Raw genomic sequence first — 450 nt, forward strand, 5'->3', positions numbered from 1 at the left:
ATATGGTAATAAACCTTGGAAGCAGCCTCCAAATATATCAAGAATACTTGCTGATTTCCTTGAATCTACATCATATTCATCTGCAATATTTTTAGCTAAAGGACCTGACATAATAATAGAGATGGTGTTGTTTGCCGTGGCAATATCTGCGACACTTACCAAACTCGCAATTCCTAATTCTGCGCCACGCTTTGATTTCACTTTAGAGCGAACGAATTGCAACAACCATTCAATACCACCATTGTGTTGAATAATACCGACTAAACCACCAATTAGCAACGCAATCATAGCAATATCTTCCATGCTTATAATACCTTTGGACACTGCATCTAGTAGCCCCATCCAACCGAATGAACCATCTATGAGACCAATGATTCCGGCTAATAATGTTCCGCCAATCAATACGATAATGACATTTACACCTAATAATGCTAATACCAATACTAAAAT

At 37.6% G+C, this 450-nt stretch carries 1 protein-coding gene; it reads right to left on the reverse strand.

The features are described 5' to 3' along the window. Positions 1-450 (reverse strand): Na+/H+ antiporter NhaC family protein (locus tag KDK95_RS38945; RefSeq protein ID WP_282971773.1); only part of this gene is annotated, 450 nt, incomplete at both ends.

Origin of the sequence: Actinospica acidithermotolerans, assembly GCF_018139625.1 — a bacterium.
GTDB classification, from domain to species: Bacteria; Actinomycetota; Actinomycetes; order Streptomycetales; family Catenulisporaceae; genus Actinospica; species Actinospica acidithermotolerans.